The organism is Aquisalinus flavus (assembly GCF_014640095.1).
Lineage (GTDB): Bacteria > Pseudomonadota > Alphaproteobacteria > Caulobacterales > Parvularculaceae > Aquisalinus > Aquisalinus flavus.
This window is the reverse complement of the sequence record NZ_BMGH01000001.1, coordinates 1,413,060-1,436,216: the sequence shown is the minus strand read 5'-3', so window position 1 is coordinate 1,436,216 and position 23,157 is coordinate 1,413,060. Positions and strand designations below refer to the sequence as shown.

The window sequence follows — 23,157 nt, the reverse complement described above, 5'->3', positions numbered from 1 at the left end:
GCGAACCAGGATCTGAGAAAATGGCTTTGAAGACATTCAATCCGACCTCGCCGGGCCGCCGCACACTGGTGCTGGTGGATCATTCGGACCTCTGGAAAGGGCGTCCGGAGAAGAAGCTGGTCGAGGGCATGACCAACAAGGGCGGTCGCAACAATACCGGCCGCATCACGGCACGCCGTCAGGGCGGCGGTGCGAAGAAGCTGTACCGCAAGGTCGACTTCCGCCGTGCCAAATACGATGTCGAGGCGACGGTCGAGCGTCTGGAATACGATCCGAACCGCACGGCCTTCATTGCGCTGGTGAAATATGAAGATGGCGAGATTTCGTACATCCTGGCGCCGCAGCGCCTGGCCGTCGGTGACAAGATCGTTTCCGGTGCCCAGGTCGACGTCAAGCCGGGCAATGCGATGCCGCTGAAGCGCATCCCGGTCGGCACGATCGTCCACAATGTCGAGCTGAAGCCCGGCAAGGGCGGCCAGATGGCCCGTTCCGCCGGTACCTATGCCCAGATCGTCGGTCGCGACGCCGGCTATGCGCAGATGCGCCTGCAGTCCGGCGAAGTCCGTCTCGTCTCGGGGGAGTGCATGGCAACCATCGGTGCCGTGTCCAACCCGGACCACTCGAACACCAGCCTCGGCAAGGCCGGCCGCAAGCGCCACATGGGCAAGCGCCCGTCCGTTCGCGGTGTCGCCATGAACCCGATCGACCACCCGCATGGTGGTGGTGAGGGCCGCACCTCCGGTGGCCGTCACCCGGTCACGCCATGGGGCAAGCCGACCAAGGGCAAGAGGACCCGCAACAATAAAGCGACCGACCGGTTGATTATCCGCTCGCGTCACGCACGCAAGAAGGGCCGGTAGGAGATAAAATTATGGCACGTGCAGTCTGGAAAGGTCCGTTTGTAGACCGTTATCTCTTGAAAAAGGCCGAGGAATCCTCGGCCGGCAGCCACAAAGGCGGCATCAAGACCTGGTCGCGTCGTTCGACGATCCTGCCCCAATTTATCGGGCTGACGTTCAACGTCTATAACGGCCACAAATTCATCCCGGTCCATGTCACTGAAGACATGGTCGGTCACAAGCTGGGCGAATTCTCGCCGACCCGCACCTATTACGGTCACGGGGCGGACAAGAAAGCGAAGCGGAAGTAGAGGCAATCATGGGACAGGAACAAAATCCCCGTCGCATCGACGACAACCAGGCCATGGCCAAGGCTCGTATGATGCGCGTCAGCCCGCAGAAGCTGAACCTCGTCGCTCAGCTGATCCGCGGCAAGAAGGTCGAAAAGGCGCTGGCCGAGCTCGAATTCTCGCGCAAGCGCATTGCGATCGACGTGAAGAAGGTTCTGGAAAGCGCCATCGCGAACGCCGAAAACAACCACGATCTCGATATCGACTCGCTGGTTGTCGACCAGGCCTTCGTCGGCAAGAACCTTGTCATGAAGCGCTGGAAAGCCCGTGCGCGTGGTCGCGTCGGCCGGATCCAGAAGCCGTTTTCGGAACTGACGATTATCGTCAAAGAAGTTGAGGAGGCCGTATAATGGGTCAGAAGGTAAACCCGATCGGTCTGCGTCTGGGCATCAACCGCACGTGGGATTCCCGCTGGTACGCGGACAAGAAAGCCTATGGCGACCTGCTGCACGAAGACCTGCGCATCCGCGATTTTCTGCAGAAGAAACTGGCTGCTGCCGGTGTCTCGCGCATCGTCATCGAGCGTCCGCACAAGAAATGCCGGATCACGATCTACACGGCGCGTCCGGGTGTCGTCATCGGCAAGAAGGGTGCTGACATCGAGAAGCTGCGCCAGGAAGTGGCCAAGCTGTCTTCGTCAGAGACCGTCCTGAACATCATCGAGATCCGCAAGCCGGAAATCGACGCCACGCTGGTCGCCGAGAACATCGCCCAGCAGCTGGAACGCCGCGTTGCTTTCCGTCGTGCCATGAAACGCGCGATGCAGACGGCAATGCGCATGGGTGGCCTCGGCATCCGCATCAACTGCTCCGGCCGTCTTGGCGGTGCAGAGATTGCGCGGATGGAATGGTACCGTGAGGGCCGCGTGCCGCTTCACACGCTGCGCGCCGACATCGATTACGGTGTCGCCACCGCCCGCACAACCTATGGCGCTATCGGCATCAAGGTCTGGATCTTCAAAGGCGAGATCATGGAACATGACCCGATGGCCCAGGAAAAACGCATCGTCGACTCCCAGACCGGTGGCAATCCGGGTGGTGGCCGTGACAATCGCGATCGTGCCCCCCGGGGTAACCGTCCTGCGCCGGCCAGTGCAAGTTAACCAGGCCAGTTAGGATTTGGAGAATAAGAAATGCTGCAACCGAAACGGACAAAGTTCCGCAAGATGCACAAGGGCCGGATCAAGGGTAACGCCAAGGGCGGTACCGAACTGGCATTCGGCTCGTTTGGCCTGAAGGCTCTCCAGCCGGAGCGCGTGACCTCGCGTCAGATCGAGGCGACCCGTCGTGCCATTACCCGCCACATGAAACGGGCCGGGCGCGTCTGGATCCGCATCTTCCCGGATGTGCCGGTCACGAAGAAGCCGACCGAGGTTCGCATGGGTAAAGGCAAGGGCTCCGTCGAGTTCTGGGCCGCCAAGGTGAAACCTGGCCGCGTGATGTTCGAAATCGATGGCGTGCCGGAAGACGTCGCGCGTGAAGCGCTTCTGCTGGGCGCCGCGAAGCTGCCGATCAAGACGCGCATCATCAAGCGCATTGGCGAATAGGAGTTCATCATGGAAGCCGCACAAGTACGCGATATGACCGAAGACGAGCTCAAGACCAAACTGCTTGAGCTGAAGAAAGAGCAGTTCAACCTGCGCTTCCAGAAAGCGTCCGGTCAGCTGGAAAAAACTTCCCGCATCGGCGAGGTCCGCAGGGACATCGCGCGGGTCAAAACCATCCTGCGCCAAAAAGCCGATCAGGCCAGCGCGTAAGGGACAGGAGAACTAAGAGATGCCGAAGCGAGTGATGCAGGGCGCTGTCGTGAGCAGCAAGGGTGACAAGACCGTAGTCGTGAATATCGAGCGGACCTTCAAGCACCCGCTGCTCAAGAAGATCGTTCGTCGTTCCAAGCGCTACCACGCCCATGACGAGAGCAATCAGTATAAAGAAGGTGATCTCGTGGTCATCCAGGAATGCGCGCCGAAGTCGAAACTGAAGCGCTGGGAAGTCGTCGGTGAAGGCTCCAAGGGCTGATCGCCCCTGGACCGATCACCGGGACTGGTAACAGGTTATTTGCAGCACTCCCGTAAGAGTGTTTTTGAAGGAGGGTCGTCATGATCCAGATGCAGACAAATTTGGATGTCGCTGACAATTCTGGCGCCAAGCGCGTCCAGTGCATCAAGGTGCTCGGCGGTGCCAAGCGCAAATATGCCTCTGTCGGCGACATCATCGTCGTATCGGTGAAGGAAGCCATGCCGCGTGGCCGGGTCAAGAAGGGCCAGGTCATGAAGGCAGTGGTCGTCCGCACCGCCAAGGATATCAAGCGTCGCGACGGGTCGGTTATCCGGTTCGACAACAACGCGGCTGTCCTGATCAACAACAACAAGGAGCCGATCGGCACCCGTATTTTCGGGCCGGTCACGCGCGAGCTTCGTGCTGCCAAGCACATGAAGATCGTCTCGCTGGCACCGGAAGTGCTGTAAGGAGCGCGAAAGCAATGGCTGCGAAGATTAAAAAAGGCGATACCGTCATTATCCTGACCGGCAAAGACCGTGGCGAGGAGGGCACTGTCCTCAAGGTCATGCCGAAAGAGGACCGCGTTCTGGTGGAGAAGGTCAACATGATCAAACGCCACACGCGTCCGAGCCAGATGAACAATGGCGGCATCATTTCCAGGGAAGCGCCGATTCACATTTCGAATGTGGCGCTGAAAGACCCGAAGACCGGCAAGCCGACCCGGGTCGGATTCAAGATCAATGACGACGGCACGAAGGTCCGTGTCGCCAAAGGCTCAGGTGAGGTTATCGATGGCTGAGGCTGAAACATATACACCGCGCATGAAGGCGCTGTACCAGGAACGCATCCGCTCGGCGATGCAGGAGGAGTTCTCCTACGCCAACCAGATGATGGTGCCGAAACTGGACAAGATCGTGCTCAACATGGGCGTCGGCGATGCGGTCAATGACCGCAAGTCGATTGACAAGGCGTTCGAGGAACTGACCCTCATCGCCGGTCAGCGTCCGGTTGTGACCAAGGCCAAGAAGTCGATCGCCGGCTTCAAGGTCCGCGAAGAGATGGCTCTCGGCGTGAAGGTTACCCTGCGCAAGAACCGGATGTACGAATTCCTGGACCGCCTTGTCACCATCGCGCTGCCGCGCGTGCGGGACTTCCGCGGTCTGAACGGCAAGAGCTTCGATGGCCGTGGCAACTATGCGATGGGCATGAAAGAGCACATCGTGTTCCCGGAGATCGAGTACGACAAGGTCGACGTGGTTCGCGGTATGGACATCGTTGTCTGCACCACGGCCCCGACGAACGAGGAGGCGAAAGCTCTCCTGAAACATTTCAACTTCCCTTTCCGCAACTAGGCAAGGTCCGGAATTGGTCTGGAAACCGGCTTAACGGAGGATATTAAATGGCTAAAAAAAGTATGGTCGAACGCGATCTGAAAAGACGCAGGCTGGCCAAGAAATTCGATAACAAGCGGCAGTCGCTCAAAGCGGTGATGAAGGACGAGAAATCCTCTCCTGAAGATCGCTTCAAGGCAGCTCTCAAGCTGGCCGAGCTTCCACGCAACGCGTCGCCGACGCGTATCCGCAACCGGTGCCTCGTGACCGGCAGGCCGCGTGGTTACTACCGTAAACTGAAAATGTCCCGTATCGCGCTGCGTGAGCTTGGCTCTCACGGCAAGATCCCGGGTCTCGTGAAGTCCAGCTGGTAAGGGAGGGCATCAATCATGGCGATCAATGATCCAGTAGGTGATATGCTGACTCGTATCCGCAACGCGCAAATGCGTGGGCACAAGGTTGCGACGACCCCGGCATCGAAAGTGCGTGGCTGGGTACTCGACGTGCTCGAGCGTGAAGGCTATATCCGCGGTTACACCCGTGTCGAGGAAGTCGGCAACAAGGTGCATTTCGAGATCGAGCTGAAATATTTCGATGGCGAGCCCGTCATTCAGCACATCAAGCGCGTGTCCAAGCCGGGCCGCCGCGTTTATTCCGCGGTCAACGACCTGGCGCCGGTGCGCAATGGTCTTGGCATTTCCATCGTGTCGACGTCCAAGGGCATCATGTCCGACGCCGCCGCCCGTGAAGCCAATGTCGGCGGAGAAGTCCTCGCCCAGATCTACTAAGATCAGGGTATGAGCTGAAATAACAGGAGTTGGAGGCAGCCATGTCTCGTATAGGCAAAAGACCAGTAGCAGTTCCCCAGGGCGCTGAAGTGTCCGTGAACGGGCAGACCGTGAAGGCGAAAGGCCCGAAAGGGCAGATGGAATTCGTCGTCAACGAGCTTTGCACCGTTGCGATGACCGATGATGGCGTGAAGGTCGAACCGATCAACAAGTCCAAGGAAGCGCGCTCGCAGTGGGGCATGTGCCGGACCATGATCTCCAATATCTGTGAGGGCGTTACCAACGGCTTCACCCGGAAACTGGAGCTCGTCGGCGTCGGTTACCGCGCCCAGATGAAAGGCGCGCAACTGAGCCTGGCGCTCGGCTACAGCCACGACATCGACTTCGATGTGCCGGCAGGCATCGAGATCAAGACGCCGAAACCGACCGAGATCGAGATCTCCGGGATCGACAAGCAGGCTGTCGGCCAGACTGCTGCGATCATCCGCGGTTTCCGTCCGCCCGAGCCGTATAAAGGCAAGGGCGTCAAGTACGAAGGTGAATACATCTTCCGCAAGGAAGGCAAAAAGAAATAGGGCTGAGGCTCTTTTCAGGATTGGTGCATTATGGCTCAGGATAAATCCATTTTACAAAAGCGCGCCGGGCGGACCCGGGCCAAGCTTGCCAGATATTCGAAAGGCAAGCTGCGTCTGTCCGTCTTCCGCTCGTCCAAGAACATCACGGCACAGATTATCGACGACAAGCAGTCGAAAACTGTGGCATCGGCCTCCTCGCTGGAGAAAGACCTGCTGTCGAAAGTCGGCAAGGGCTCCAATGTCGAGGCTGCTTCGGAAGTCGGCAGGCTGGTCGCAGAGCGCGCGAGGCAAGCCGGTATCGAGGAAGTCGTGTTCGACCGCGGCGCATACATCTATCATGGCCGGGTGAAGGCCCTGGCCGAGGCGGCTCGTGAAGCCGGCCTGAAATTTTAGGAGACGATTATGGCACGCGAACAAAGAGGCAGGGGCCGCGACCGCGATGAGGAACGTGACGAGTTTGTAGACCGTCTCGTTGCGATCAACCGCGTCGCGAAGGTCGTCAAAGGCGGCAAGAATTTCGGCTTTGCTGCGCTCGTCGTCGTCGGCGACCAGAAGGGCCGCGTCGGCTATGGCAAGGGCAAGGCCCGCGAAGTGCCGGAGGCGATTCGCAAGGCATCCCAGGAAGCCAAGCGCAACATGGTGCGCGTCCCGCTGCGCGAGGGCCGTACGCTGCATCATGACGCCCAGGGCCGTCACGGTGCCGGCAAGGTCTTCATCCGCACGGCTCCTCCGGGTACCGGTGTTATCGCTGGCGGTCCGATGCGCGCCGTGTTCGAGACGCTGGGCGTCCAGGACGTGGTTGCCAAGTCGATCGGGACTTCTAACCCGTATAACATGGTTCGCGCCACCATTGACGCACTGAAAAACCAGACCAATCCGCGGGCGGTTGCTGCCAAGCGGGGCATGAAGGTCTCCGAAATCATTTCCCGCCGTGCCGGTGCGCAAGACGATGCGTCCCCGGTTGACGCGGCGTAACGAGGCCCAAGGAGAACACCGATGGCTGAGAAGAAAACCCTGAAAGTGCGCCAGACCGGCAGCCCGATCCGCCGCGACTCCCGTCAGCGCGCCCAGCTTGTCGGCCTCGGCCTGAACAAGCTTGGCCGCGAACGCGAGCTGGAAGATACGCCGGCGGTACGTGGCATGATCCGAAAAGTCAGCCACATGGTTGAAATCGTCGAGGAATAGGGTATTCAGACACGCTCTGAACCCATTTCAGACTTTATAGGCGAGGCGGTCACCATTTCCCGAGGGAAGGGTGGGCCGCCGCAAGTCAAAGAGGACAACATGACTATCAGACTGAACGACCTGCATGACAATCCAGGTGCCCGCAAGGACAAGAAGCGCGTTGGTCGCGGTATCGGTTCCGGCAAGGGCAAGACCGCCGGCCGCGGTGTCAAGGGCCAGAAATCCCGTTCCGGCGTCGCGATCAAGGGCTTTGAAGGCGGCCAGATGCCGCTGCACATGCGCCTGCCGAAGCGCGGCTTCAACAAGCCGAACCGGGCGAAATTTGCTGAAGTGAACGTTGGCACGCTCCAGGCGGCCGTCGATGCCAAGAAGATCGACGCCGGCGCCAAGGTCGATGCCGCTGCGCTGATCGCGGCCGGCCTGCTGAAACGCTCTTATCACGGCGTGCGCCTGCTCGGCTCGGGCGAACTGTCGGCCAAGCTCGACATCGAAGTCGTCTATGCGACGGCCGCTGCGAAGGCCGCCGTCGAGAAAGCCGGCGGTTCGGTTACCATGACCCGCGTCGAGGCATCTGCCGAACAGGCCGACTAAGCGATAACGGGGCCGGTCTTCCGGCCCCGCCATTGTCCGCAGCGGGGGTTGTTATCGCGTCTCGTCGCAGCCACATGGCTTGGAGTTAACAACTCACCAGGGCAGGGCCGTTCCGGCCGAATAGTTGGAAGATTATGTCATCAGCAGCCGAACAGTTTACGTCAAATTTCGATATCCGGAACTTCGCCAAGGCCGATGAGCTGAAGAAGCGCCTGCTCTTCACGCTCGGCGCGCTGATCGTCTATCGCCTTGGCACCTATATTCCGATCCCTGGTGTAAATCCCGATGTTTTCGCGTCGGCCTTCCAGAGCCAGCAACAGGGCATTCTGGGCCAGATAAACCTGTTCGCCGGTGGTGCCATCGAACGGATGGCGATCTTCGCCCTCAACATCATGCCCTACATCTCCGCCTCCATCATCATGCAGATGATGACGGCGATGGTTCCGTCGCTGGAAGCGATCAAGAAGGAAGGCGAGCAGGGCCGCCGCCAGATCAACCATTACACCCGCATGCTGACGGTCGCCCTTGCCATCGTGCAGGGCCTGTTCATCGCGCAGACGCTGATGGGGACCACGTCCAACGGCCTGCCTGCGGTGTCGAACCCCGGCATCTTCTTCATGATGACGACGACGATCACCCTCGTCGGCGGCGTCATGTTCCTGCTGTGGCTGGGCGAGCAGATCACCGCCCGCGGCGTCGGCAACGGGATCTCGCTGATCATCTTCGCGGGGATCATTGCCGAACTGCCTCGCGCGGCAGCTTTCCTGCTGGAGCAGGCGAAATCCGGCCAGATCAATGCCGGTGTCATCATCGCCATCATCATCGGCGCCATCGTGATCATTGCCTTCGTCGTGTTCATGGAGCGCTCCCAGCGTCGGCTGCTGGTCCAGTATCCGCGCCGCCAGCAGGGCAACCGGATGACCCAGGGCGAGAAATCGCACCTGCCGCTGAAACTGAACACCTCCGGCGTTATCCCTCCGATCTTTGCCTCGTCGCTGATGTTCCTGCCGGCCACCGCCGTGGGCGCGCTGGGTGAGGGGGCGCCGCTATGGCTGCAGAACACCGCCGCGCTGTTCACGCCCGGCCAGCCGCTCTATATGGCGCTCTACGCCCTCGGCATTATCTTCTTCTGCTTTCTCTATACCTCGATCGTGTTCAACCCAAGCGACACTGCCGACAATCTCAAGAAGTATGGCGGCTATATCCAGGGTTATCGTCCCGGTCCGCGCACGGCTGAATATATCGATTTCGTGCTGACCCGCCTGACCGTGATCGGTGCCGCCTATCTGACTGCCGTCTGTCTGTTGCCGGAGATTCTGCGCTCGCAGTCGAATGGTTCCATCCCGGTCTATCTTGGCGGTACCTCGCTGCTTATCGCCGTCACGGTCACACTCGATACCGTTCAGCAGATCCAGGGCTACCTCCTTGCCCAGCAATATGAGAGCCTGATCAAGAAATCGCGCCTGAGGGGGGCGAAGCGATGATCCTGATTTTTCTCGGACCGCCAGGCGCCGGAAAGGGCACCCAGGCCAAGCGCATTGCCGCGACACGGGGTATTCCCCAGCTGTCGACCGGTGACATGCTGCGCGCGGCCGTCGCCAACCAGACTGAAATCGGCAAGAAAGCCAAGGAAGTCATGGATGCCGGCCAGCTGGTCTCCGACGATATCGTCGCGGGCATCGTTGCCGAGCGAATCGAGCAGCCCGATTGCAAGCAGGGCTTCATGCTCGACGGCTTCCCGCGCACGCTGGTGCAGGCCGAAATGCTGGACACGATCCTCGACAACCATGACCTGAAACTGGACGTGGTCCTGGAAATGCGGGTCGATGACGGTGAGCTGATCAACCGGCTCAACAATCGTATTCGCGAAACCCAGGAAGCTGGCGGCGAAGTGCGCTCCGACGATAATGAGGAGACATTCCGCAAGCGTTTGGACGTTTATAACGCCGAGACCGCTCCCCTGATCCCGTTTTATGCGGAAAAGGGGCTTTTGAAAGTGGTTGATGGCATGGGCTCCATCGACAAGGTGGCGGCTGAGATCGACGCCATTCTCGATGGTGTCCAAAAGGGGTGAAATTCCGGGTTTTGGCTCGGTTTTCGGTTGACGGGCGGGACGGCGTCGCTATACATACGCCACTTCGCCCAAAAGGTATGTTCCCCGTGCATGTAAGTGCAGGGGTTTTCGTTTTGGAAAGAATGCCCATGATGGGCGGAATTTAAGAGGTTCAAAGTGGCTCGTATTGCTGGTGTGAACATTCCGACGGCCAAGCGCGTCCCGATCGCGCTGACCTATATTCACGGTATCGGCCCGACCAAGGCTGGCGAGATCTGTGAAAAGGTCGGCATCGAATCGACGCGCCGCGTCAACGAATTGTCTGACGCTGAAGTGCTGAAAATCCGTGAGGCGATCGACGAGGGGTATATGGTCGAAGGCGACCTGCGCCGTGAGGTTGCGGTCAACATCAAGCGTCTGATGGACCTTGGTTGCTATCGCGGTCTCCGCCACCGTCGTCACCTGCCGGTCCGTGGCCAGCGCACGCACACCAATGCGCGCACCCGCAAAGGCCCGGCCAAGCCCATCGCCGGCAAGAAGAAGTAAGAGGACAACATGGCCAAGGCACCCGCAACACGCGTCCGTAAACGCGAGCGCAAGAACATCACCAACGGCCTCGTCAAGGTCAACGCGACGTTCAATAACACGATCATCACCGTCACCGACGAGCAGGGCAACGCGATTTCCTGGTCGACGGCCGGTCACATGGGCTTCAAGGGCTCGCGCAAGTCGACCCCGTTCGCCGCACAGATGGCCGCTGAAGACGCTGCCAAAAAGGCAATGGAACACGGCATGCGCAATGTCGACGTACAGGTCAAAGGTCCGGGTTCGGGCCGCGAGAGCGCCTTGCGCGCCCTGCAGGCCGCAGGCCTGACAGTGACGACCATTCAGGACACGACGCCGATCCCGCATAACGGGTGCCGTCCACGCAAGCGCCGCCGCGTCTGATCTGGTCGACCGAATAGTTTAAGCCTTCGGGAACGGGGGCTGTCCAACGGCGCGAAAGCGCGCTGAAACGGAGAAACAAGTGCTGGAAAAAAACTGGCAAGAACTGATCAAACCGAACAAGCTCGACGTTCAGCCCGGCTATGATCCGGCCAAGAAGGCCACGATCATAGCCCAGCCGCTTGAGCGCGGCTTCGGGCTGACGCTGGGTAACTCCCTGCGCCGCATCCTGATGTCGTCGCTGCAGGGCGCCGCCGTCACCGCGATCCATATCGATGGCGTGGTGCACGAATTTTCGTCCATTCCGGGCGTCCGCGAAGATGTCACCATCATCGTCCTGAACATCAAGCAGCTGGCCTTGCGCATGCACGCAGAAGGCCCGAAACGCGTCACCCTGCACAAGCAGGGACCGGGCGTCGTGACCGCTGGTGACATCCAGGAAACCGCTGATATCGAGATCCTCAACAAGGATCACGTGATCTGTACCCTCGACGAGGGCGCCGACCTGCGCATGGAACTGACCATCCAGAACGGCAAGGGCTATGTGCCGGCCGACCGCAACCGTCCGGAAGATGCGCCGATCGGCCTGATCCCGGTCGACAGCCTCTACTCGCCGGTCAAACGCGTTGCCTACAAGGTCGAGAACACCCGTGAGGGACAGGTGCTGGACTATGACCGTCTGGTGCTGGAAATCGAGACCAATGGCGCGGTCACCCCGGAAGATTCGGCTGCTTACGCCGCGCGCATCCTCCAGGACCAGCTTCAGGTCTTCGTCAATTTCGAAGAGCCCACCAAAGAATCCGCAGAGAGCAGCGAAGAAGAGCTTCTCTTCAATGCGGCGCTGCTGCGCAAGGTCGACGAGCTGGAACTGTCCGTTCGCTCGGCAAACTGCCTGAAGAACGACAACATCGTGTATATCGGCGACCTGATACAGAAAACCGAAGCGGAAATGCTCCGCACGCCGAACTTCGGCCGCAAGTCCCTGAACGAGATCAAGGAAGTGCTGGCCCAGCTCGGTCTGCATCTGGGCATGGACGTGCCGGACTGGCCGCCAGACAATATCGAAGAACTTGCCAAGAAATATGAGGATCAGCACCATCAGGGCTGATCTCTTCCAAAGGAGAGTAATCCATGCGCCACGGATTTGCGCACCGCAAGCTGAACCGCACCGCGAGCCACCGCAAGGCGATGTTCGCCAACATGGCAGCGTCCCTGATCAAGCACGAGCAGATCGTCACGACTCTGCCGAAAGCCAAGGAACTGCGTCCGATCGTCGAGAAGCTGGTCACGCTGGCCAAGAAGGGTGACCTTCATGCCCGCCGCCAGGCCATCTCGAAGGTTCGGGACGTTGCCATGGTCGGCAAGCTGTTCGAAACGCTCGGCCCGCGCTATGAAGAGCGCAATGGCGGTTACATCCGCATCATGAAGGCCGGCTTCCGTCATGGCGACAATGCGCCGATCGCCGTCATCGAATTTGTTGACCGCGACGAGACCGCCAAGGGCCAGGATTCCGGTCCGACCATGTTTGCCGATGAGGACGAAGTCCAGGCAACGGCATAAGCAGTCTTTTGCTTACTGATTTATCATGAACGGCCCTCCTTCACGGGGGGCCGTTTTGTTTTATATTGGCTTCTTAGTAGCAGGGAAATTGAGGGTAAGGGTCTGATTTCATGAGATTACCGATCATCGTCACCATCGCCGCCGCCGTGCTTTTTGCTGTCCAGCCGGCAGCGGCGCAGGAAGCAGAGCGTTTTGTCCCGCAGGATTCTGTTCAGCTGAAGGCGAGTTTTTCGCCTGTGGTCAAGGAGGTCGCGCCGGCGGTCGTGAATATCTATACACGCGGCGTCGTGCGCCAGCAGGTGCGCAGCCCGTTCGATGAGTTTTTCGGCGGCTTTGGCGGTTTCGGCGGCATGACCCGCGAGCGTGTCGCCCAGTCCCTCGGCTCCGGCGTGATCGTGCGCCCGGAGGGCATCGTTGTGACCAACAACCACGTCGTCGAGAACATGTCGGAAATCAAGGTCGTGCTGGCAGACCGGCGCGAATATTCGGCGCAGGTGCTGTTGACCGATCCGCAGACCGATATCGCGATCCTCCGTATCGAGAGTGACGAACCGCTGCCCTTCCTCGAATTCGCCAATTCCGATGTTGCCGAGGTCGGTGATATCGTGCTCGCCATCGGCAACCCCTTCGGTGTCGGCCAGACGGTGACGACCGGTATCGTCTCCGCGCTCGCCCGCACCCAGGTCGGCATTACCGACTATCAGTTCTTCATCCAGACTGATGCGGCGATCAATCCGGGCAATTCCGGCGGCGCGCTGGTCGATATCGACGGTCGGCTGCTGGGCGTCAACTCGGCGATCTATTCGCGCTCCGGCGGCTCCAACGGCATCGGCTTTGCCATTCCGGGTAATCTGGTGCGCCAGGTCGTGGCGACCGCGGTCGATGGCGGCGGGACGATCATGCGGCCGTGGATCGGCGCCACCGCCCGCGACATCGATGGCACCATGGCCATGGCCCTCGGCCTCGACCGGCCGTCCGGCGCGCTCGTCTCGCAGCTGTTCGCTGGCGGGCCCGCGGCGCAGGCCGGCATCAGGGAGGGGGATGTGATCATCGCGATCGACGGGCAGGATATCGTAGATTCCGACGCCATGCGCTATCGCGTTGCGACCAAGGAAGCCGATGCCCGGGTTCCGGTCGTTTATCTGCGCGATGGCAATCAGCGTACGGTCAATGTGCGCCTTTCGCTGCCGCCGGAAACGCCGGCACGCGATGAGACCCTGATCGGGGGCGAGAACCCGTTCAGCGGGCTGAAGGTCGCCAATCTGTCACCCGCTGTGAACATGGAGTTGAGCCGCGACCTGACCGACACGGGCGTTGTCGTGCTCGATGCCAGCCAGGGTAGCTATGCCGGGCGTTTCGGGATCGGCAAGGGCTACAAGATCCTGTCGGTCAATGGCACGGAAGTGGAGACCGTCGCACAGCTGAAACGCGCACTGGCCGATTCCGGCCGCGGCTGGATCATCCAGACGCAAAGCCCGCGCGGGCAGGTCTCGACCCTGCGCATCAACCGCTAGATGGCGGATGACCTGTTCCAGTCCGCCGGCCTTGAAAAGGGTGCGCCGCGCCCGCTCGCGGACAGGCTTCGGCCGCAGACGCTGGACCAGGTTGTCGGACAGGATCACCTGCTGGGCGAGGGCATGCCGCTCAGGCGCATGCTCGACGTGCGGCGGCTGTCGTCCATCGTGCTCTGGGGCCCGCCGGGCGTCGGCAAGACGACGATCGCCCGGTTGCTGGCCGACAAGGCCGACCTTGAGTTCCACCAGATTTCGGCGATCTTTTCCGGCGTCGCCGATCTGCGCAAGGTCTTCGCCGAAGCCGAAGCCCGCCGCCGCACCGGGCGCGGGACGCTGTTGTTTGTCGATGAAATTCATCGCTTCAACCGCGCCCAGCAGGACGGCTTCCTGCCCCATGTCGAAAGCGGCCTGATCACACTGGTCGGTGCGACGACGGAGAACCCGTCCTTCGAGCTCAACGCGGCGTTGCTCTCCCGGGCGCAGGTGCTGACGCTGAAGCGGCTCGACGATGCCGCGCTCGACAAGCTGCTCGCCCGGGCCGAAGAGGAAGAAGACCAGCGCCTGCCGCTGACGACCGCGGCGCGGGAAAGCCTCAAGGCGATGGCCGATGGCGACGGCCGCTTCCTGCTGAACCTCGTCGAGGACATCTTTGCCGAGCCCGTCGATGGCGAGGATCTGGAGCCGGACACGCTGTCGCGCATCGTCCAGCGCCGCGCGCCGGTCTATGACAAGGCGCAGGAAGGGCACTACAATCTCATCAGTGCGCTGCATAAATCGGTGCGCGGGTCCGATCCCGATGCCGCATTGTACTGGCTCGCGCGGATGCTGGCGGGCGGGGAAGACCCGCTCTATCTGTGCCGCCGTGTCGTGCGCATGGCGAGCGAGGATATCGGCATGGCCGACCCGAATGCGCTCACCATCTGTCTCGCCGCGAAAGAAGCCTATGATTTTCTCGGGAGCCCGGAAGGTGATCTGGCGCTGGCGCAGGCCGTGCTGTACGTGGCGACCGCCCCGAAATCGAATGCCGCCTATTCGGCGTTCAAGCGGGCACAGAGGGCAGCGCGGGAGACCGGCTCGCTGATGCCGCCACGACATGCGATGAACGCGCCGACGAAGATGATGAAGGATCTCGGCTATTCCGACGGCTATGTCTATGACCATGACGCGCCGGATGCCTTTGCCGGGCTCGACTATTTTCCACCCGACATGGAGCGACAGTCCTTCTATGAGCCGGTGCCGCGTGGCCTTGAGAAAGACATCCGCAAGCGGCTCGAGTTCTGGAATGCCCGCCGCAAATCGAGAGAGCCGGACAGAAAAACGGATAGCGGGGAGGGCTGATGGAAGCCCTGATTGCCAGCAAGGCCATCATCGTGTTCGGCGTCTTCGCGCTGCTCTTTGCCGTGGAGCGGCTATACGGGTTTGCCCGCCAGCCGCAACAGGGCGCGGACAAGCGCAACCGGCTGCTCCGCAATATCGGCCTGTGGCTGATCACCGTGCCGGTCTCGCCGCTGATCGTCATCCCGATCACCGCCTTGGCCTCGAGCCATGCCCTGTGGCAACGACCGGACTGGTGGAGCGGGATTGGCGGCCTCGCCCTCGACATCCTGTTACTCGATCTGTGGATCTACTGGATGCACCGCGCCTTCCACCGCGTCCCGTTCCTGTGGCGCTTTCATGAAATCCACCACCGCGATGGCTTTCTCGATGCGACTTCGGCGTTCCGCTTTCATTTTGCCGAGGTGATACTGTCGGCCTGTGTCCGGGCAGCGTTCATCGTCGCCCTCGCCGTGCCGCTGTCGAGCGTCATTGTGTTCGAGACCGTGGCTGCCGTGATCGTCACGCTGCACCATTCCAATATCCGCCTGCCGCGCTGGCTGGAGCGGCCATTGAGCCTCGTCATCATCACGCCCTCGATCCATTGGGTGCATCACCATGTGATCCGTTCTGATACAAATTCGAATTACGGCACGATTTTCTCGTTCTGGGACCCGCTATTCAGGACACGCAGTGCGACGGTGCGGACGGAGGATCTGCCGATCGGCCTCGATGATGCAGGTGACATTTCGCTTGGCGGGCTTATTGTGCAGCCCTTTCGCGGAGCAGGACGGCGCACGGGAGACGAGTGATGCAGGGTTACATGATCTGGCTGGTAATTGCGGCGGGCGGTGCGATAGGCGCCATGGCCCGGCACGGGGTCGGCCAGCTGGCGATGCGGCTCATGGGACCGAACTTCCCATGGGGTACGCTGACGGTCAACGTCCTCGGCTCGCTTGCCATGGGGCTGGTCATCGCCTGGCTCGTCGCGCGCGAACCTGCGGGGCAGGGCGTGCGCGCGTTTCTCGCCATTGGCCTGCTCGGCGCCTTCACCACGTTTTCCACCTTTGCGCTCGACGCCATAACGCTGTATGAGCGCAAGGCGATGCTGACCGCGGGCGTTTATATCGGAGCATCGGTCATTCTGTCGATTGTTGCGCTGTTTGCCGGTCTTGCTGCCGGACGCAGCCTGTTTGAAAGAGCTTTGTCATGAGCGGTGTCAGTAATGTCGAGGTCAAGGATGCCGACGACGGCATGCGGCTGGACCGGTGGTTCCGCCAGCATTACCCGCATGTGCGCCATGGCGATCTGGAAAAGATGCTGCGCAAGGGGCAGATCCGCGTCGATGGCGGCCGGGTCAAGTCGAACCGCCGCCTTGCAACGGGCGAGACCGTCCGCGTACCGCCCGTCGGCACGCCGGAACAGGCGGAAAAGGCCGAGAGCTCCGAGGCCGACAAGAAATATATCCGCTCGCTCGTCATCTATGAGGATGATGCGCTGATCGCCATCAACAAGCCTTTCGGCATCGCGGTGCAGGGCGGCGCGAAGACGCGCCGCCATATTGACGGCATGCTCGATGGGTTGCAGCAGCCCGGCGGCGAGCGCCCGCGCCTCGTCCACCGGCTTGACCGTGACACGGGCGGGCTGCTTTTACTTGGCAAGACGCGCAAGGCGGCGTCGCGCCTGTCGGAGTTTTTCCAGAAGCACCAGGTCGACAAGGAGTACTGGGCGCTGTGCTGGAAGATGCCGCATCCCATGGAGGGACAGATCGACATGCCGATCGCCAAGAAAATGGTGCGGATCCTGCAAGAGGACCAGGAACGGGTGATTCCCGTCGATGAAGACGACAATGACGCGAAACGGGCGCTGACCGATTACCAGGTGGTCGGGGAAGCCGGTGGCAAGGTGTCTTTCCTCGCGCTGCGGCCGCTGACCGGGCGGACCCACCAGCTGCGCGTGCACACGGCCGCCATCGGGCATCCGATCATCGGGGACGGGAAGTATGGGGGCGAGAAGACGAAGATCGAGGGCATATCGGCGAAGATGCACCTGTTCTGCCGGGCGATGAGCTTTCCGCATCCCAAGACCGGCAAGCGGACGATGTTACGGGCCGATCTGACCGGCCACATGGACAAGACATGGACCTTTTTCGGGTTCGAGCGGAAACCGGAGATTATCTGGCCGCACAATCACTAGGGCAAAGACGGATACCAGACATGAGTATTGAACAGACACCATTGCCGAAGCGCTTCTACAAGACGGCGGATGTTGTTTACGCCGACTTCTGCTGGACCGTTACCCTCGATGGGCGCACGGCCAGGACACCGGTCGGCAAGCGGCTGTCGGCGATTCACGAGCCGCTCGCCCGCGCTATCGCGGATGAGTGGAACGCGCAGGACGATCATGTCAATCCATCCAGCATGCCGCTGACCCAGCGGTTGATGCTCGTGCTCGATCGCGGCAAGCAGGATCGCGATAAATGGGCCGACGGCATGCGCAACTATCTGCAGACGGACCTTCTGTGCTATCGTGCCGGCGCACCGGAAGAGCTGGTCCAGCGCCAGACCCGCGTCTGGGACGCCTATCTGAAGTGGGCGAAGGATAAGCTGTCGATCAAGCTGAAGACGACGACCGGGGTTCTTGGCGTCGATCAGCCGCCGGAAGCCCTGCAGGCGCTGAACGCGCAACTCTCCGAGATGGACGAGGAAGTGCTGTGCTGCCTCGCGGCGGCGACGGAGATCACCGGTTCGGTCCTCCTGGCGCTGGCGCTCGGCTATCGCGCCGCCGATGCGGAAGACATTTTCGAGGTTTCCCGCCTCGATGAGCAATACCAGGCAGAGAGATGGGGTGAGGATGCCGAGGCCGTCGAACGCGAAGGCGCGCTGCGGGCGGAATTCATGGCGATCTCGAGATATCTTGAGCTGATCAGCGGCTTTGACGCCACTCCCGATAATTGATCCTGGTCGCATTGTCGGTGAAAGCCGGCGATGCCATCTGCACGATAAGCTCGGCGACCTCTTCCGGCGCCGGCAGCGTCGAGGGGTCCTCGCCGGGCATCGCCCTGGCGCGCATCTGGGTGCGGGTCGCGCCGGGGTTGATCAGATTGACGCGGATACTGGTCTTCTCGACCTCGTGCGCGTATGTCAGCGCCATCGCCTCCATCGCCGCTTTCGACACCGTATAGGCACCCCAGAACGGCTTGAAGCTTTCCGTGGTGCCGGTCGTCACGAACACGACCCGGGCGGCGTCTGACTGGCGCAGCAGCGGATCGAGCACCGCCGTCAGCTGCCAGTTGGCGAGGAAATTGATGCCCAGTGTCGAATCCCATGTTTTCTTGTCGATATCGGTGACCGGGCACAGCTCGCCCAGCACGCCGGCATTGCCGATGAAGATGTCGAGCTTGCCGAAGCGGTCTTCAAGCGCCGGGGCGAGCTGGTTCAGCGCGGCATAGTCGGCAAGATCGACGGCGATCAGCGATGCCTTGCCGCCGGCGGCCTTGATCTCGTCATCCAGTTCCTCGAGCGCGCCCTGGGTGCGGGCGAGGATGATGACATGGGCGCCGGCCCTGGCGAGCGCGAGGGCGGCGGCGCGGCCGATGCCGCGCGACGCGCCGGTGACAAGGGCGTAGCGCCCGGAGAGATCATGTTGTTCAGTCATGACCGCAGGGCTTAGGCTGAAATCACTGCTTCTGCAAGCAAGAGGACGGCGCTAAAGGGCGGCGCGGATTTCCACGGCGATCTCTTCCAGCGCCTTGGGATCGGCCATGCCGCTGTCCGGGTCGGCATGGGGTTTCATCGCGCCGCCTTCCCACACAGGGATGATGTGGAAATGGATATGGAACACGCTCTGGCCCGCCGCTGCACCATTGAACTGGGCGATGCGGATGCCGTCCGGGGCGAGAGCCCTGTCGATGGCCTGCGCGATCGTCTGTGTGCGCTGGATCAGCATCGACAGGACATCCGCCTCGACGGTCAGAAGGTTCGTCGCCTGCGCCTGTTTCGGGATGACCAGCGTATGCCCGCGGGTCTGGGGGAACGCATCCATGAAGGACAGGACATGATCATCCTCATAGATCGTCACGCTCGGGATATCGCCCTTGATGATCTTCGCGAAGATGTTGTCCGGATCGTAGGTTTCCCTGAGGCTCATAGCGGCCGTCTCCCTAGTTTATGATCTGCACGTAGAACCAGACGAGGAGGGCGCCGAAGCCTAGTGCCATCATCAGGCGGCGGACACCGTTCTCGTCGCCCGCCGGCGACACATCCTCGAGATGATCGCCCCGGAACGCCGTGTCACCTTCGTTGACGCTCTGCAGCAGCGCTTGCGCATCGGAGGCATCCTCTTCGGGCACGACGAGGCGCAACATGGACGCGCCGCCGAAATTGATATGCGGGATGACGGAATTGGTCTCGCCATCCGCCAGTTCGGCGTCGATGCCATTCGCCAGCAAATAGCTGCGGGCGATATAGGCTTCTTCCTGATTGAGGAACGTGGCGACCGTCTTCATGCTGTCAGCCTATCACCCTTTGCGATAGGGCGTATAGTCTCTGAGGATATCGATATCGGCCTCGACATGGGCGCGTTCATTGTCGAGATAGCGCGCGATCGCCGTGCGGAAATTCTCGTCCCCGATCCAGTGGACGGAATGCGTCTCGACCGGCTCATAGCCGCGGGCGATCTTGTGCTCGCCCTGGGCCCCGGCCTCGACGCGGGACAGGCCGTGTTCGATCGCATAGTCGATCGCCTGATAATAGCAGACCTCGAAATGCAGGAAGGGAACATGCTCCGTACAACCCCAGTAGCGGCCATAGAGCGTGTCGCCGCCGATCATGTTCAGCGCCCCGGCGATATAGCGCCCGTCGCGCCTGGCCATGATCAGCAGGACCCTGTCGGCCATGCGCTCGATCAGCAGGCGGAAGAAGGTCCGCGTCAGATAGGGCGTGCCCCATTTGCGCGACCCGGTGTCCTGATAGAATATCCAGAAGGCATCGAGATGCTCATCCGTGATCGCCGCCCCGGTGATCCATTCGATTTCCACCCCTTGCGCACTGGTGCTCTCGCGTTCCTTGCGCAAATTCTTGCGCTTGCGCGAGGCGAGCTCGCCAAGGAAGTCGTCGAAGCTGTCATAGCCGCGATTGGTGAAGTGATATTGCTGGCCCGACCGGCGCAGCAGGCCAAGCGCATCGCCGATGCTGGCCTCCTCCGGCTGGAGAAAATTGATATGCAGCGAGGAGACGCCGAACTTGTCGGCAATCTGCGTCGCCGCACTGGCCAGTTGCAGCCGCGCCCCGTCATCGCGGGCAAGCAGGCGGGGTCCGGGCACCGGCGTGAACGGTACTGCTGAAAGCAGCTTGGGATAATACTTCCCGCCAGCGCGCTCATAGGCATCGGCCCAGGCATAGTCGAAGACATATTCGCCCTGGCTGTGGCCCTTCACGTAAAGCGGCATCGCGCCGATCAGCGTGTCGCCTTCCTCCAGTAGCAGGTGAAAGGGCTGCCAGCCGGTTTCCGGCCTGACGGATCCGGACGCCTCCAGCGCGTGCAGGAAGTCCCAGGCAATGAATGGATGGTAGGGCCGGTCGCCGACATCCGCCGGATTGGCAAGCGCATCCCAGTGCTCCCGGTCGACCTCGTCGAGGGAAGAGATGGTACGCGCCTGTATCATCGATGAACCGTCTGCCATGCCCTATAAGATAGGCAGGCCCGGGCAATCGTCACGCCCTTCTCACAGCGCGATTTCGAAAATCCCGTCAATTTCGACGGCGGCGTTGAGCGGCAGGGACGGGGCGCCGACGGCGGCGCGGGAATGGCGTCCGGCATCGCCCATGGCCAGCACCATCAGGTCGGAGGCGCCATTGATGACCTTGGGCTGGTCGGTGAAATCCGGCGTGCAATTGACGAAGCCACCAAGGCGCAGGCAGCGCCGGGCCTTCGACAGGTCACCGCCGCAGGCGTCTTTCAACTGGGCAAGCAGGTTCAGGCCGCACAGGATCGCAGCTGCCTTGCCTTCATCGACAGTGAGGTCGGCGCCGAGCTTGCCGGTGATCTTGCCGGATTGGGAGAAGGATATCTGCCCTGAGATCATGACGAGATTGCCGGTGATGACCCAGGGCACGTAATTGGCGACCGGTGCGGCGGCCTCTGGCAGCGTCAGTCCGTTGGCCTTCAGGTTTTCCTCGATAGAGCTCATTTGCTTTCCTTGTTCTTGCGTGTCCCCAGCCCTCTGGCCGAGCCGATGATGTCGTCTCCGAACCTGGCACGCAACCGGTCGATGGCGCTTTCCTGCGCTTCCAGCCTGATATGATCCTCCATGAAGAAGAAGGACTGCCGCGCCTGCTCTGCCGCGACAAGGTCGGAAAAGCCGATGCCGATCAGGCGATAGCTGTCGCGCGACTGGCCGCCGGGGATTTCCTCGCGCAAGAGGGACTTGCCGGCGTTGAACAGTTCGCGTGCCAGATTGGTGTGATGCTCGAGCGTCGACCGCCTTGTCAGGGTGCGGAACTGTGCCGTCTTCAGTTTCAGGGTCACGACGCGGCCGGCGAAGCCTTTCTCCTTCATCCGGCGCGAGACCTTCTCGCATAGCCGCCAGAGGATGTCTTCCAGCGCGGCATAGTCACGCAGGTCTTCGTTAAAGGTGGTCTCGGCGGACACTGATTTTGTCTCCCGCTCCGGATTCACGGGGCGGGAATCCTCGCCAAGTGACAGGCGGGCGAGGCGCAGGCCATGCTCGCCATAGCGTTTGACGAGATCGCGCGGGTCCGCCCGCTGGAGATCGCCTATCGTGTTGAAACCGTCGCGTGAGAGCTTGGCCGAGAAGCTGGCGCCGACCCCCCAGATGAAGCTGATTGGCTTCCCGGCGAGAAAGGAGAGGGTTTCCTCGCGCCCGATGATGGCAAAGCCGCGCGGCTTGTCGAGGTCGGAGGCGGATTTTGCCAGAAACTTGTTGTGCGACAGTCCGATGGAGACAGAAATGCCGACTTTTTCCTCGATCCGCCTGGCGAGCCGGGCGAGGGTGACCGCCGGCGGCGCATGATGCAGCTTTTCCGTGCCGGACAGGTCCATGAAGGCTTCGTCGATGGAAATCGCCTGGACGAGGGGGGTGAGGGCCTCCATATGCGCCCTGATCTGGCGCGAGGCTTCGGTATACTTCTCGTAATTTCCCTTGATCACGACCGCCTGAGGGCACGCCTTCAGCGCCTTGAACATCGGCATCGCCGAATGAACGCCGTAAATACGGGCGATATAGCAGGCGGTGGACACGACCCCTCGCTTGCCGCCGCCGACGATCACCGGTTTGTCCGCCAGTTCCGGATTGTCGCGTTTTTCAACGGCAGCGAAAAAGGCATCGCAGTCGAGATGAGCGATGGACAGGCTGTACAGCTCCGCGTGCCGCAGCAGGCGCATACTGCCGCAGGACGGACACCGGCGTGTCGTAGCGCTGGGCTGCGGCATGAAGCAGTCGCGGCAGAACCCCGAAGTTGCGTCTTGCCCCGTATTCCACTGGGCCGGTTTGAATTCTGTCGCTTGTGGAGCCATATCCGTTTAAGCAATGATTAATTGGGTGTGGTGGCCGGGACTCACGTCTGGCATGAAAATCCGATTTAAACGCTCGATTAAGCATTATGGCCCATAACCGCATTAACTGTCAGGGGCTATGCAGCCGAATCATTCGGAAAGTGCGTCATGGTAAGCATGGAGAATTTCGACCTGTCGAATATGCCAAAAACCATTCTCATCGTTGAGGATAATGAGCTTAACATGAAGCTTTTCAACGATCTGTTGGAGGCCAACGGCTATGATATCATTCAGAGCCAGAATGGTCACGACGCGCTGGAGCTTGCCCGCAAGCACCGCCCGGACCTGATTCTCATGGATATTCAGTTGCCTGAGCGTTCCGGTCTGGAAGTGACCCGCGACATCAAGGCCGATCCCGAGCTTGCCAATATTCCGGTCATCGCCATCACCGCCTTTGCCATGAAGAGTGACGAGCAGCGCATCCGCGATGGCGGGTGTGAAGATTATCTGGCAAAACCGATATCTGTTCCGGTTTTTATTGAGAAAATAAAAAGATATCTGGATTAGACTCTTCTGCAATCAGCGGAAGGATGTGGT

Annotated in this window: 36 protein-coding genes; 30 read left to right on the top strand and 6 right to left on the bottom strand. The window is 60.9% G+C overall.

The genetic code is table 11. From position 1 onward, the window contains the following. Positions 1 to 20 precede the first annotated feature (20 nt). From rplB to IEV88_RS06520, 29 genes are all read left to right on the top strand, one after another. Positions 21 to 860 carry a 50S ribosomal protein L2 gene (gene rplB / locus IEV88_RS06660; RefSeq protein ID WP_188160451.1) on the top strand — a complete coding sequence of 280 codons (840 nt, stop codon included), beginning with the start codon at positions 21 to 23 and terminating at the stop codon, positions 858 to 860. A gap of 11 nt (positions 861 to 871) precedes the next feature. Then, entirely contained in the window at positions 872 to 1,150 is a 279-nt protein-coding gene (gene rpsS, locus IEV88_RS06655) for a 30S ribosomal protein S19 (RefSeq protein WP_188160450.1), read from the top strand. A gap of 8 nt (positions 1,151 to 1,158) precedes the next feature. Beyond that, on the top strand, positions 1,159 to 1,539 hold the full coding sequence (gene rplV / locus IEV88_RS06650) for a 50S ribosomal protein L22 (RefSeq protein ID WP_188160449.1): 381 nt from the start codon (positions 1,159 to 1,161) through the stop codon (positions 1,537 to 1,539). Next, a complete protein-coding gene (rpsC, locus tag IEV88_RS06645) occupies positions 1,539 to 2,291 on the top strand; it encodes a 30S ribosomal protein S3 (protein ID WP_188160448.1) in 753 nt (250 codons plus the stop codon). The genes rplV and rpsC overlap by 1 nt, the downstream gene beginning before the upstream one ends. A 30-nt stretch (positions 2,292 to 2,321) precedes the next feature. Continuing rightward, entirely contained in the window at positions 2,322 to 2,735 is a 414-nt protein-coding gene (rplP, locus tag IEV88_RS06640) for a 50S ribosomal protein L16 (protein ID WP_188160447.1), read from the top strand. A gap of 9 nt (positions 2,736 to 2,744) precedes the next feature. Then, positions 2,745 to 2,945, top strand: a complete 201-nt coding sequence (gene rpmC / locus IEV88_RS06635; RefSeq protein WP_188160446.1) for a 50S ribosomal protein L29 — start codon at positions 2,745 to 2,747, stop codon at positions 2,943 to 2,945. Between the two features lie 19 nt (positions 2,946 to 2,964). Then, positions 2,965 to 3,207, top strand: a complete 243-nt coding sequence (gene rpsQ, locus IEV88_RS06630; RefSeq protein ID WP_155138197.1) for a 30S ribosomal protein S17 — start codon at positions 2,965 to 2,967, stop codon at positions 3,205 to 3,207. 80 nt (positions 3,208 to 3,287) lie between these two features. Continuing rightward, positions 3,288 to 3,656, top strand: a complete 369-nt coding sequence (gene rplN / locus IEV88_RS06625; protein WP_155138199.1) for a 50S ribosomal protein L14 — start codon at positions 3,288 to 3,290, stop codon at positions 3,654 to 3,656. Between the two features lie 14 nt (positions 3,657 to 3,670). Further along, complete coding sequence (gene rplX / locus IEV88_RS06620) at positions 3,671 to 3,988, top strand: 50S ribosomal protein L24 (protein WP_188160445.1); 318 nt, start codon at positions 3,671 to 3,673, stop codon at positions 3,986 to 3,988. Continuing rightward, positions 3,981 to 4,541 carry a 50S ribosomal protein L5 gene (gene rplE, locus IEV88_RS06615; protein WP_188160444.1) on the top strand — a complete coding sequence of 187 codons (561 nt, stop codon included), beginning with the start codon at positions 3,981 to 3,983 and terminating at the stop codon, positions 4,539 to 4,541. The genes rplX and rplE overlap by 8 nt, the downstream gene beginning before the upstream one ends. Before the next feature lie 47 nt (positions 4,542 to 4,588). Next, positions 4,589 to 4,894, top strand: a complete 306-nt coding sequence (gene rpsN / locus IEV88_RS06610; protein WP_188160443.1) for a 30S ribosomal protein S14 — start codon at positions 4,589 to 4,591, stop codon at positions 4,892 to 4,894. 15 nt (positions 4,895 to 4,909) lie between these two features. Then, complete coding sequence (rpsH, locus tag IEV88_RS06605) at positions 4,910 to 5,308, top strand: 30S ribosomal protein S8 (protein WP_188160442.1); 399 nt, start codon at positions 4,910 to 4,912, stop codon at positions 5,306 to 5,308. A 41-nt stretch (positions 5,309 to 5,349) separates the two neighbouring features. Next, entirely contained in the window at positions 5,350 to 5,883 is a 534-nt protein-coding gene (rplF, locus tag IEV88_RS06600; RefSeq protein ID WP_188160441.1) for a 50S ribosomal protein L6, read from the top strand. Positions 5,884 to 5,913: 30 nt separating this feature from the next. After that, positions 5,914 to 6,276, top strand: coding sequence for a 50S ribosomal protein L18 (rplR, locus tag IEV88_RS06595; RefSeq protein WP_188160440.1), 363 nt, complete (start codon positions 5,914 to 5,916; stop codon positions 6,274 to 6,276). A 9-nt stretch (positions 6,277 to 6,285) separates the two neighbouring features. Continuing rightward, a complete protein-coding gene (rpsE, locus tag IEV88_RS06590) occupies positions 6,286 to 6,858 on the top strand; it encodes a 30S ribosomal protein S5 (protein WP_188160439.1) in 573 nt (190 codons plus the stop codon). A 21-nt stretch (positions 6,859 to 6,879) separates the two neighbouring features. Next, positions 6,880 to 7,068: a 50S ribosomal protein L30 gene (gene rpmD / locus IEV88_RS06585; RefSeq protein ID WP_188160438.1), complete on the top strand. Its 189-nt coding sequence runs from the start codon at positions 6,880 to 6,882 to the stop codon at positions 7,066 to 7,068. A 105-nt stretch (positions 7,069 to 7,173) separates the two neighbouring features. Beyond that, entirely contained in the window at positions 7,174 to 7,659 is a 486-nt protein-coding gene (rplO, locus tag IEV88_RS06580; protein WP_188160580.1) for a 50S ribosomal protein L15, read from the top strand. A 134-nt stretch (positions 7,660 to 7,793) separates the two neighbouring features. After that, the gene (secY, locus tag IEV88_RS06575; RefSeq protein WP_188160437.1) at positions 7,794 to 9,143 is read left to right on the top strand and encodes a preprotein translocase subunit SecY; all 1,350 of its coding nucleotides are present in this window, start codon (positions 7,794 to 7,796) and stop codon (positions 9,141 to 9,143) included. Continuing rightward, positions 9,140 to 9,733, top strand: coding sequence for an adenylate kinase (locus tag IEV88_RS06570; RefSeq protein ID WP_188160436.1), 594 nt, complete (start codon positions 9,140 to 9,142; stop codon positions 9,731 to 9,733). The genes secY and IEV88_RS06570 overlap by 4 nt, the downstream gene beginning before the upstream one ends. 156 nt (positions 9,734 to 9,889) lie before the next feature. Beyond that, entirely contained in the window at positions 9,890 to 10,258 is a 369-nt protein-coding gene (gene rpsM / locus IEV88_RS06565; protein WP_188160435.1) for a 30S ribosomal protein S13, read from the top strand. 9 nt (positions 10,259 to 10,267) lie between these two features. Next, positions 10,268 to 10,660: a 30S ribosomal protein S11 gene (gene rpsK, locus IEV88_RS06560; protein ID WP_188160434.1), complete on the top strand. Its 393-nt coding sequence runs from the start codon at positions 10,268 to 10,270 to the stop codon at positions 10,658 to 10,660. A 79-nt stretch (positions 10,661 to 10,739) separates the two neighbouring features. Next, entirely contained in the window at positions 10,740 to 11,765 is a 1,026-nt protein-coding gene (locus IEV88_RS06555; protein ID WP_188160433.1) for a DNA-directed RNA polymerase subunit alpha, read from the top strand. Between the two features lie 23 nt (positions 11,766 to 11,788). Further along, positions 11,789 to 12,217, top strand: coding sequence for a 50S ribosomal protein L17 (gene rplQ, locus IEV88_RS06550; RefSeq protein WP_188160432.1), 429 nt, complete (start codon positions 11,789 to 11,791; stop codon positions 12,215 to 12,217). 110 nt (positions 12,218 to 12,327) lie between these two features. Next, entirely contained in the window at positions 12,328 to 13,731 is a 1,404-nt protein-coding gene (locus tag IEV88_RS06545; protein WP_188160431.1) for a Do family serine endopeptidase, read from the top strand. After that, positions 13,732 to 15,069, top strand: coding sequence for a replication-associated recombination protein A (locus tag IEV88_RS06540; protein WP_188160430.1), 1,338 nt, complete (start codon positions 13,732 to 13,734; stop codon positions 15,067 to 15,069). It abuts the gene before it with no gap. Continuing rightward, positions 15,069 to 15,857: a sterol desaturase family protein gene (locus IEV88_RS06535; protein ID WP_188160429.1), complete on the top strand. Its 789-nt coding sequence runs from the start codon at positions 15,069 to 15,071 to the stop codon at positions 15,855 to 15,857. The genes IEV88_RS06540 and IEV88_RS06535 overlap by 1 nt, the downstream gene beginning before the upstream one ends. Further along, on the top strand, positions 15,857 to 16,258 hold the full coding sequence (gene crcB, locus IEV88_RS06530; RefSeq protein ID WP_206711371.1) for a fluoride efflux transporter CrcB: 402 nt from the start codon (positions 15,857 to 15,859) through the stop codon (positions 16,256 to 16,258). Before IEV88_RS06535 ends, crcB begins: the two co-directional genes overlap by 1 nt. Next, on the top strand, positions 16,255 to 17,241 hold the full coding sequence (locus IEV88_RS06525) for an RluA family pseudouridine synthase (RefSeq protein ID WP_188160428.1): 987 nt from the start codon (positions 16,255 to 16,257) through the stop codon (positions 17,239 to 17,241). Before crcB ends, IEV88_RS06525 begins: the two co-directional genes overlap by 4 nt. A 20-nt stretch (positions 17,242 to 17,261) precedes the next feature. Further along, complete coding sequence (locus IEV88_RS06520; protein ID WP_188160427.1) at positions 17,262 to 18,002, top strand: ATP12 family chaperone protein; 741 nt, start codon at positions 17,262 to 17,264, stop codon at positions 18,000 to 18,002. On the opposite strand, the gene IEV88_RS06515 is transcribed toward IEV88_RS06520, so the two are convergent. Genes IEV88_RS06515 through IEV88_RS06490 form a run of 6 tightly spaced genes read right to left on the bottom strand, consistent with a single transcriptional unit; the run spans position 17,971 to position 22,581 of the window. Continuing rightward, positions 17,971 to 18,702, bottom strand: coding sequence for an SDR family NAD(P)-dependent oxidoreductase (locus IEV88_RS06515; RefSeq protein WP_188160426.1), 732 nt, complete (start codon positions 18,700 to 18,702; stop codon positions 17,971 to 17,973). The genes IEV88_RS06520 and IEV88_RS06515 overlap by 32 nt on opposite strands. A gap of 51 nt (positions 18,703 to 18,753) precedes the next feature. Next, on the bottom strand, positions 18,754 to 19,194 hold the full coding sequence (locus IEV88_RS06510) for an HIT family protein (RefSeq protein WP_188160425.1): 441 nt from the start codon (positions 19,192 to 19,194) through the stop codon (positions 18,754 to 18,756). Positions 19,195 to 19,207: 13 nt separating this feature from the next. After that, on the bottom strand, positions 19,208 to 19,552 hold the full coding sequence (locus IEV88_RS06505; protein WP_188160424.1) for a putative signal transducing protein: 345 nt from the start codon (positions 19,550 to 19,552) through the stop codon (positions 19,208 to 19,210). 12 nt (positions 19,553 to 19,564) lie between these two features. Next, complete coding sequence (locus tag IEV88_RS06500) at positions 19,565 to 20,710, bottom strand: GNAT family N-acetyltransferase (RefSeq protein ID WP_188160423.1); 1,146 nt, start codon at positions 20,708 to 20,710, stop codon at positions 19,565 to 19,567. A gap of 60 nt (positions 20,711 to 20,770) precedes the next feature. After that, on the bottom strand, positions 20,771 to 21,235 hold the full coding sequence (locus IEV88_RS06495; protein WP_188160422.1) for a RidA family protein: 465 nt from the start codon (positions 21,233 to 21,235) through the stop codon (positions 20,771 to 20,773). Next, positions 21,232 to 22,581, bottom strand: a complete 1,350-nt coding sequence (locus tag IEV88_RS06490; protein WP_188160421.1) for a DNA polymerase IV — start codon at positions 22,579 to 22,581, stop codon at positions 21,232 to 21,234. The genes IEV88_RS06495 and IEV88_RS06490 overlap by 4 nt, the downstream gene beginning before the upstream one ends. Before the next feature lie 180 nt (positions 22,582 to 22,761). Here IEV88_RS06490 and IEV88_RS06485 point away from each other — a divergent pair, with 180 nt between their 5' ends. Further along, complete coding sequence (locus tag IEV88_RS06485) at positions 22,762 to 23,127, top strand: response regulator (protein WP_188160578.1); 366 nt, start codon at positions 22,762 to 22,764, stop codon at positions 23,125 to 23,127. Positions 23,128 to 23,157 lie beyond the last annotated feature (30 nt).